This is a genomic window from Mesorhizobium sp. IMUNJ 23033 (assembly GCF_044778005.1).
GTDB lineage: Bacteria > Pseudomonadota > Alphaproteobacteria > Rhizobiales > Rhizobiaceae > Mesorhizobium > Mesorhizobium amorphae_A.
This window is the reverse complement of sequence record NZ_JBJACT010000038.1, coordinates 52,250-59,428: the sequence shown is the minus strand read 5'-3', so window position 1 is coordinate 59,428 and position 7,179 is coordinate 52,250. Positions and strand designations below refer to the sequence as shown.

General features: G+C 62.3%; 9 protein-coding genes and 1 tRNA gene. 5 read left to right on the top strand and 5 right to left on the bottom strand.

Features of this window, described 5'->3' with window-relative positions:
- Positions 1-699 (top strand): phosphatase PAP2 family protein (locus ACFX5Q_RS30415; protein ID WP_404283810.1); only part of this gene is annotated, 699 nt, incomplete at its 5' end.
- A gap of 164 nt (positions 700-863) precedes the next feature.
- Here ACFX5Q_RS30415 and ACFX5Q_RS30410 read toward each other — a convergent pair.
- Positions 864-948, bottom strand: a tRNA-Leu gene (locus ACFX5Q_RS30410).
- A 268-nt stretch (positions 949-1,216) separates the two neighbouring features.
- Between ACFX5Q_RS30410 and ACFX5Q_RS30405 the strand changes: the two genes are divergently transcribed.
- Entirely contained in the window at positions 1,217-1,804 is a 588-nt protein-coding gene (locus tag ACFX5Q_RS30405) for a YqaA family protein (RefSeq protein ID WP_404283808.1), read from the top strand.
- A gap of 128 nt (positions 1,805-1,932) precedes the next feature.
- Positions 1,933-2,451 (top strand): disulfide bond formation protein B, encoded by a 519-nt coding sequence (locus tag ACFX5Q_RS30400; protein ID WP_404283806.1) that lies wholly within the window; start codon positions 1,933-1,935, stop codon positions 2,449-2,451.
- 215 nt (positions 2,452-2,666) lie between these two features.
- Here ACFX5Q_RS30400 and ACFX5Q_RS30395 read toward each other — a convergent pair whose 3' ends face one another.
- Together ACFX5Q_RS30395 and ACFX5Q_RS30390 are read right to left on the bottom strand one after the other, a co-directional pair.
- Positions 2,667-3,224: an HNH endonuclease gene (locus ACFX5Q_RS30395; RefSeq protein ID WP_006199900.1), complete on the bottom strand. Its 558-nt coding sequence runs from the start codon at positions 3,222-3,224 to the stop codon at positions 2,667-2,669.
- 128 nt (positions 3,225-3,352) lie between these two features.
- The gene (locus ACFX5Q_RS30390; protein WP_404283805.1) at positions 3,353-3,994 is read right to left on the bottom strand and encodes a DNA-3-methyladenine glycosylase family protein; all 642 of its coding nucleotides are present in this window, start codon (positions 3,992-3,994) and stop codon (positions 3,353-3,355) included.
- Between the two features lie 74 nt (positions 3,995-4,068).
- Between ACFX5Q_RS30390 and gluQRS the strand changes: the two genes are divergently transcribed.
- Positions 4,069-4,947, top strand: a complete 879-nt coding sequence (gluQRS, locus tag ACFX5Q_RS30385) for a tRNA glutamyl-Q(34) synthetase GluQRS (RefSeq protein ID WP_404283804.1) — start codon at positions 4,069-4,071, stop codon at positions 4,945-4,947.
- A gap of 12 nt (positions 4,948-4,959) precedes the next feature.
- Here the strand turns inward: gluQRS and ACFX5Q_RS30380 are convergent, their stop codons facing one another.
- On the bottom strand, positions 4,960-5,247 hold the full coding sequence (locus tag ACFX5Q_RS30380) for a hypothetical protein (protein WP_404283802.1): 288 nt from the start codon (positions 5,245-5,247) through the stop codon (positions 4,960-4,962).
- 198 nt (positions 5,248-5,445) lie between these two features.
- Between ACFX5Q_RS30380 and ACFX5Q_RS30375 the strand changes: the two genes are divergently transcribed.
- Positions 5,446-6,348, top strand: a complete 903-nt coding sequence (locus ACFX5Q_RS30375; RefSeq protein WP_404283800.1) for a DMT family transporter — start codon at positions 5,446-5,448, stop codon at positions 6,346-6,348.
- Here the strand turns inward: ACFX5Q_RS30375 and ACFX5Q_RS30370 are convergent.
- A complete protein-coding gene (locus ACFX5Q_RS30370) occupies positions 6,318-7,169 on the bottom strand; it encodes a YihY/virulence factor BrkB family protein (RefSeq protein WP_192182506.1) in 852 nt (283 codons plus the stop codon). The genes ACFX5Q_RS30375 and ACFX5Q_RS30370 overlap by 31 nt on opposite strands.
- Between the last annotated feature and the right edge of the window lie 10 nt (positions 7,170-7,179).

Below are 7,179 nucleotides of genomic sequence, written 5' to 3'. Positions count from 1 at the left end.
AACATGCCGTGGGCTGACGACCAGCTTCAAAAGATGGATCAGGCGCTGCTTGGCCTCGATTGGGTAGCGCTGGTTACATTCGTTGACGACAGAAAATTTCTCTCGTACGCCCTGAACGTCGCCTACGGTAGCTTCCCATACCAGCTTCTGGCGCTGCCGTTGATCCTGGCTTCGGCTGGGCAAGTCCTGCGCTCATATCAGATGACCCTCATCTGGGCGGTCATCTGCTTCATTTCATGCGTTGTCTCGATCTGGTACCCCGCTCTTGGAACCTACAGTATCTACAATGTCGATCCTAGCGACCTCGAAAATCTGCAAGGGGCATGGGGCACCGTGTTCCTGCGGCAATTGAACGCCGTCCGGGACCAAGCGGATTTCGTTCTCGATTTGACAAAGGCCCAAGGGATCATGACCTTCCCCTCGGTCCATGCCGCCATCGCGGTTCTTAGTGCATGGGCGGCGTGGGGCGTGAAATGGCTCCGCTACCCCATCTGTCTCCTCAACGTGCTGATGGCAACTTCCGCGGCCATCGTTGCCAACCACTATGTCGTGGATGTCATCGCCGGCATTGGTGTTGCGGGGTTCAGCATTTCGGCGGTGCAATTCTGCTTTGTCCCGGGCTCTTCAAAAGCTCACTCGCCTGCATGGCGCGATTTTACCGAAAACAGTCCTATCCAGAGTAGTTGTGCTGGAAACTAAGGGCGACCAATTGGACAACCTGATACCCCTACCATCGTGATGAACGGCAATCCTATCAGGGCGAAAGGGAACCTAACCGCGCATTCTAAGGTTGATTTGCGGGTGGATGCAAATTCACTCCGTTCTTATATCTTATTGGAAAACAAGCGCTTTTTCTAGAAAATTGGTGCCCCTAGCCGGGATCGAACCAGCACTCCTTGCGGAACTCGATTTTGAGTCGAGCGCGTCTACCAATTCCGCCATAGGGGCTCAGGCCGGGCGGCCTGGATGGGCGCGGACTATACGGTTGGAGGCCTGTTCGTCAACTGGCCAATTCTCGACCCGCGACCAAACCTCACCTTTCTGTTTCGCGAAGCTTCAGCCATTGTGCAGCGCGGAAAATCTTTCTAGACAGACGGCGCGTTGAAGCGCCTGGCGTCCAGGAAATGGATGCGGCGTGCTTCTGGTCTTTGTTTTCATGCATGTCGTTTTCCCAAAACCGCTGCGCACTTTTGGACGACATGCATTAGGAGAGCCGATGCTTCGCGGACTTTACGACTGGACCTTGTCGCTGGCGGCGCGGAAATCCGCCGAATGGTGGCTGGCCTTCATCGCTTTCGTCGAAAGCTCGGTGTTTCTGGTGCCGGCCGACGTGCTCTATCTGCCGATGGCATTGTCGCGGCCCGACCGCGCCTACCGCTATGCGCTGATCGCCACCGTCGCATCGGTTCTAGGCGGCATCGCCGGCTGGTTCATTGGCCACTATGCCTATGAAGCGGTAGCCAAACCCATTCTCGAATTCTACGGCAAGTACGATGAGTTCGAGGCGCTGCGCACCTCGTCCGGTATCGGCTTCATCATCCTGATGCTGGTCACCTCTGGCGCCGCCCATCTGCCGCCGATCAAGGTGGTGACGATTCTCTCCGGCGTCATCGGCGTCAATCTGCTGTTGTTCATCGCGCTGGCGATCGTCGCGCGCGGCGCTCGCTTCCTGCTGCTGGCCTGGCTGTTGCGCCGCTATGGCGAAACGATCCGCGAGTTCATCGAAAAGCGTCTCGGCCTGATCGCCAGCGCCGCCGCCGCCGCCCTGATTTTGCTCTATATCGCGGTCAGATACGCTCACTAGAGCAATTCCAGGAAAAGTGTGAAACGGTTTTCCGTCCGGAATTGCGTCAAAACAAACAGATAGAGCGGTTCGGCGTTGCCGTGAAACGATGCAACGCTCTAGGCGACGAAGCAGACGGACCATCATCGATGACAGCGACCATGAATGCCGATACCGGACGCCAGCGCACGCGGGCCGCACTTTTCCTTGCCGTCGTCATGGCTGCCACCGTCGGCTCGGCGCTCGCCTTCCAGTACATAGGCGGCTACATCCCCTGCCATCTCTGCCTGGAGCAGCGCACGCCCTATTACATCGGCGCACCGCTGATGCTGCTGGCGGCGCTTGCCTCGGTGCTGGGCGCGCCCGCCTGGGTAACGCGCGGGCTGCTCGCCATCGGCGGACTGTTGATGCTCTACGGCCTCTATCTCGGCGTCTATCACTCCGGCGTCGAATGGGCATGGTGGCAAGGCCCGGCCGATTGTACCGCCGGTGCCGGCCCGGTCGACACCGGCGGCAAGGGCGTGCTCGACGCGCTCGACAAATTCGTGCCGCCGTCCTGCGACAAGGCGGCCCTCCGCATCCTCGGCCTGTCGCTGGCCGGCTGGAACGCCATCGCCAGCTTCATCCTGGCCGCCGTCGCCTTCCGCAGCGCCTTCGCGCGGGATTGATCTGCCCCGACGCAGAGTTCGTCCAGAAATTCGGCAGGCTGAGTCGGATGGCGCGGCTTTCGAGAACCGGAGCGGAGCGGACATTCAAGTCCGTGAGCACCGGCCTACGCCGACCGTAGCCTTAACTGCAACTGCCACGAACGCCCATAAGCGCTTCGGCCGGCGAAGGCCGGAAGCCGCGTCAGGCGGCCAGCATGGCGGATTTGTGCCGAACTCTATGGTTCGAGTTCGACATCCCAGTACAGATAATCCATCCAGCTTTCATGCAGATGGTTGGGCGGGAACAGGCGGCCGTTGTTGTGCAGATCGTGCACCGTCGGCTGAAAGGGTTTCTGCAGCGGCCACATCTTGGCATGCGCCGGCATCATGCCGCCCTTCCTGAGATTGCAGGGAGAGCAGGCGGCGACGACATTCTCCCACGTCGTCGCCCCGCCGCGATGGCGCGGGATGACATGATCGAAGGTCAGGTCCTCCGGCGTGCCGCAATACTGGCACTGGAAACGATCGCGCAGGAAGACGTTGAAGCGGGTGAAGGCCGGATGCCTCGATGGCTTCACATAGGCCTTCAGGCTGACGACGCTGGGCAGCTTCATCGAGAAGGTCGGCGACGACACGGCGTGCTCGTACTCGGCGACGATGTTCACCCTGTCGAGGAACACCGCCTTGATGGCGTCTTGCCATGACCAGAGCGACAGCGGGTAATAGCTGAGCGGACGGTAGTCCGCATTCAGCACCAGCGCTGGAAGCCCATCCGGAGATACGGCAATCGTCACGCGTTGACCTCCTTGTCTCGCGAACCGATCGGCCGGGATACTGTAAGCCCGACATGACAGGGATGTGAAGCGGATTGTCGCTCGCCAGAAACGTCAAAAACGCCTGATTTTCAGGCTTTTTTGTGGATTCACGCGGGGGGTGCAGCGTCCCTCCCCTTCAATTCGCGGTAATAGGCCCAGAAAAGTCGCGACGCGACACCTCGCCACGGGCTCCATGATTCGGCGAGCCGGATAAGCGTTTTCTCCGGCGGACGCGGGTCGATGCCGAGCGCGTGGCCGACGGCGCTCTGCAGCGCAACGTCACGCGCGGGGAAGATGTCGGGGTGGCCGGCGGCGAACAGCAGATACACTTCCGCCGTCCACGGGCCGATGCCCGACACCGCCGTCATCGCCGCGATCGCCGCGGGGGCGTCGAGCAAACAGAGATGGTTGAGGTCAAGCCCATCGGCCACGGCTGTTGCCACGGCAATCAGGCCGCGCTGCTTCGGCCGCGACAGCCCGGCCTCGCGAAAGACGTCTTCGCCGGCGGCAAGGATCGCCTGCGGCGTCAGCGGATCGAGCAGCGTCGTCAGCCGCCCGAAAATCGCATCGGCGCTCGCGCGGGACACTTGCTGCGAGACGATGATCGAGGCAAGGCTCCTGAACCCCGGCTCCGAAAGCCTGAGCGGCACCTCGCCGGCCATGCCGCGCACCTTTTCAAGCCGCGGGTCGATGCGGCAGAGCGCGTCGAGCCCTTGCGCGATGTCGTCGAGATTGGCGATGCGTTGCATGTTCCCTTCCGCCTGGGCCGGGCGCAAGGTAGCAATCGGCGAAAGCGCCTGACAACCGACAAGCCGCCTGAGAGATGACGCTGCTGACATTCCGCTTTGCGCCGAGCCCGAACGGGCAATTGCATCTCGGCCACGCCTATTCGGCGCTGCTCAACCAGAGACTGGCGGCTGCGGCCGGCGGGCGCCTGCTGCTGCGCATCGAGGACATCGACATCACGCGCTGCACGCCGGAATTCGAAGCCGGCGTCCTTCACGACCTGAAATGGCTCGGGCTCGACTGGGAGGAACCGGTGCGCCGCCAGTCCGAGCATTTTGCGCAATACCGGACGGTGCTCGACCGGCTGATTGCCGAAGAGCTTGTCTATCCGGCCTTCATGAGCAGAAGTGAGATCCGCGCCTTCATCGCCGGCAGCGAAAAACGCGGCCGCGACTGGCCGCGCGACCCCGACGGCGTGCCGCTCTATCCCCCAGTGGACAAGGCAGTGCCGGTGAGGGAACGCCAGCGCCGGATCGCCGAGAACATGCCCTTTGCCTGGCGGCTGGATATGGACACGGCGATGGCGCGCGCCTCGGGTGATCTGTCATGGACCGAATTCACCGACGAGACGCTTTCCGGCACCAGACAGGTCGAAGCCCGGCCGCAGGACTGGGGTGACGTGATCTTGGCGCGCCGCGACATCCCGACCAGCTATCACCTGGCCGTCGTCGTCGACGACGCCCTGCAAGGCATCAGCCATGTCGTGCGCGGCCAGGATCTGTTTTCAGCGACCGGCGTGCAACGCCTGCTTCAGGACATGCTTGGCCTGCCGCAGCCGGGATACTTCCATCATCGCCTGATCCCCGGCCCGGACGGGCGCAAGCTGTCGAAGAGTTTTGGCGATACCGGCCTTGCCGCGCTCAGGCAGGCGGGCGTCTCGCCGGAAGACGTCAGGCAGCTCGTCGGCATCACCTGAACTGCAGAAACATCACCAGCGCGCCAGACCGGCCTTGATCAGTGCCATCGCGCTGATGAAGGTAAAGGCGCCCCCCAGGCCCCAGGCGATCGCGAGCTTGAGATCCCGCAGGCTGATGCCATGCTCGTTGGCGACCATCACCGCGACGAAGAAGCCGAGCGTGAACAGCAGCGTGTTGCCGGTCGAACCGAAGCCATCATCCTTCATGATGGCGTCGAGTGCGGTGCCGAAGAAGAAGCCGAAGACGGCCACCGTCGCGACCGTCATCAGCAGCCAGCTGGCGTCGAGGTGCAAAAGCATGCCTACCCATGGCGACCGAGCCGCCATGCCCCTGGGATCAATCGGTTGACCGATTGTCCCGATGCCGTTGTTGAATTCGAATGAGCTTATGGATCAATCGTTTCATTTTGCTTGCACGATTGAACGGCATTAGAGCAATCGCCGTAGTCAGTTCTTCATCGAATACGTCTCCACCCGGTTCACGAACGGCCCCCGAAAATGCACAGCATCAAGCGGTTCATCCCCGCCTCCTTCGTCGTCCTGTGGGCGACCGGCTTCATCGGTGCGCGCTATGCCATGCCCTGGGCCGAACCGTTCACCTTCCTGGCCGTGCGCTTCGTTCTCGCCGCCATCCTGCTGGGCGGCTTGACGGTCGTGCTCGGCTCCAAAGGAGCCACCCGGGCGGAAGCGCTGCATGCGATGGGCGCCGGCGTGCTGATGCACGGCGTCTATCTCGGCGCCGTGTTTTGGGCGATCCACAGAGGCATGCCGGCCGGCTTCTCTGCCCTGATCGTAGGTCTGCAGCCGCTGGTCACGGCAGTGCTTGCCGGCCGGTTTCTCGGCGAAGCGATCCTGCCGCGCCATTGGGCGGGTCTCGCCGTCGGCCTTGCCGGCGTCGTCATAGTGCTGTGGCCGAAGCTCGGAGCGCTCGGCGGCGGCGTAACGGCAGCGACGCTGACCGCCTCGCTCATCTCGGTGCTTGGCATGAGCGCCGGCACGATCTGGCAGAAGCGCTTCGCCTCCGGTGGCGACCTGGTGGCGGCGACGATGTGGCAATATGTCGGCGGCGCCGCGCTGATGGCGCTCGCCTCGTTCGCCTTCGAGACTCGCACCGTCACCATTAATGGCGAGCTGATCTTCGCCATGGCTTGGCTGGTGCTGGTGCTGTCGATCGGCGCCATCTTCCTTCTGATGGTGATGATCCGCGACGGCGAGATGTCGAAGGTCGCTTCGCTGTTCTACCTCGTCCCGGCCGTCACCGCGGTCATCGCCTGGGCGCTGTTCGGTGAACAGCTCAATCTTGTGCAGATAATCGGCATGGCGATCGCCACGCTGGGCGTCGGGCTCGCCACCGCCCAGCCAACCAGGAATCAACCAACGCGGGCGCGCGCCTCGAGATAGCGGCTGATCGCGGCGTTGAGCTCGCCGCCGAGGATGAAGATCGCCGAGAGCATATAGAGGAAGACCACCGCGATCATGATCGAGGCGAGGCCGGCATAGGTCGTCACATAAGACGAGAAATGATCGAGATAGGTGGCGAAGATGGTCGAGCCGGCAAGCCAGGCGACCAGTGTGAAGATGATGCCGGGCACGATCGAAAGGAAGCGGCGCTTGCCCGCCGGCAGCCAGAAATGAACCGCGAACAGCCCGCCAACAATGACGGTCGAGGCGATGACGTAACGCCATAGCGTGATCGTGCCCATATAGGGCTTGATCCCTTCGATATGTGCTTCGGCAAGCCGCGCCAGCAGCGGCGCGAACACCAGGAGCACGCTGATCACCAGGAAGCACGCCGTGGCGATCAGCACGAAGATGATGCTCTGCACCCGGCGATAGATGATGCCGCGTGTCTCTGACACGCGATAGGCCCGGTTGAGCGAGGTGCGCAGCGCCTCGATCCCGTTCGAGGCAAAATAGGCGGCAAGCAGCACGCCGTAGGTCAACAAGTCGGTGCGGCGGACGGTGAGCACGTTGAGCACCTCGCGCGCGATCGGCTTGGCGATTTGTTCGGGCCAGGTGTCGAAGACCAGGTGCACGGCGGTGTCGGAAAAGGCCTGCGCGCCGAGAAAGCTCGCCAGGGTCGTGGCGAAGATCAGGAACGGGAACAGCGCCATCAGCGATGTGATCGCCAGATGGCTGGCCATCGCCCAGCCGTCGTCGGTGTTGAAATGACCGATCGCGTCATAGAGCACGCGGCGCAGGACGACGATTTTCCGCAACAAGTCCCGCGTT

Excerpts from the sequence above, each read along its gene's own strand:
- ACFX5Q_RS30405 (WP_404283808.1), top strand. The coding sequence starts at position 1,217 with ATGCTTCGCGGACTTTACGACTGGACCTTGTCGCTGGCGGCGCGGAAA.
- ACFX5Q_RS30400 (WP_404283806.1), top strand. The coding sequence starts at position 1,933 with ATGACAGCGACCATGAATGCCGATACCGGACGCCAGCGCACGCGGGCC.
- ACFX5Q_RS30390 (WP_404283805.1), bottom strand. The coding sequence starts at position 3,994 with ATGCAACGCATCGCCAATCTCGACGACATCGCGCAAGGGCTCGACGCG.
- gluQRS (WP_404283804.1), top strand. The coding sequence starts at position 4,069 with ATGACGCTGCTGACATTCCGCTTTGCGCCGAGCCCGAACGGGCAATTG.
- ACFX5Q_RS30380 (WP_404283802.1), bottom strand. The coding sequence starts at position 5,247 with ATGCTTTTGCACCTCGACGCCAGCTGGCTGCTGATGACGGTCGCGACG.
- ACFX5Q_RS30375 (WP_404283800.1), top strand. The coding sequence starts at position 5,446 with ATGCACAGCATCAAGCGGTTCATCCCCGCCTCCTTCGTCGTCCTGTGG.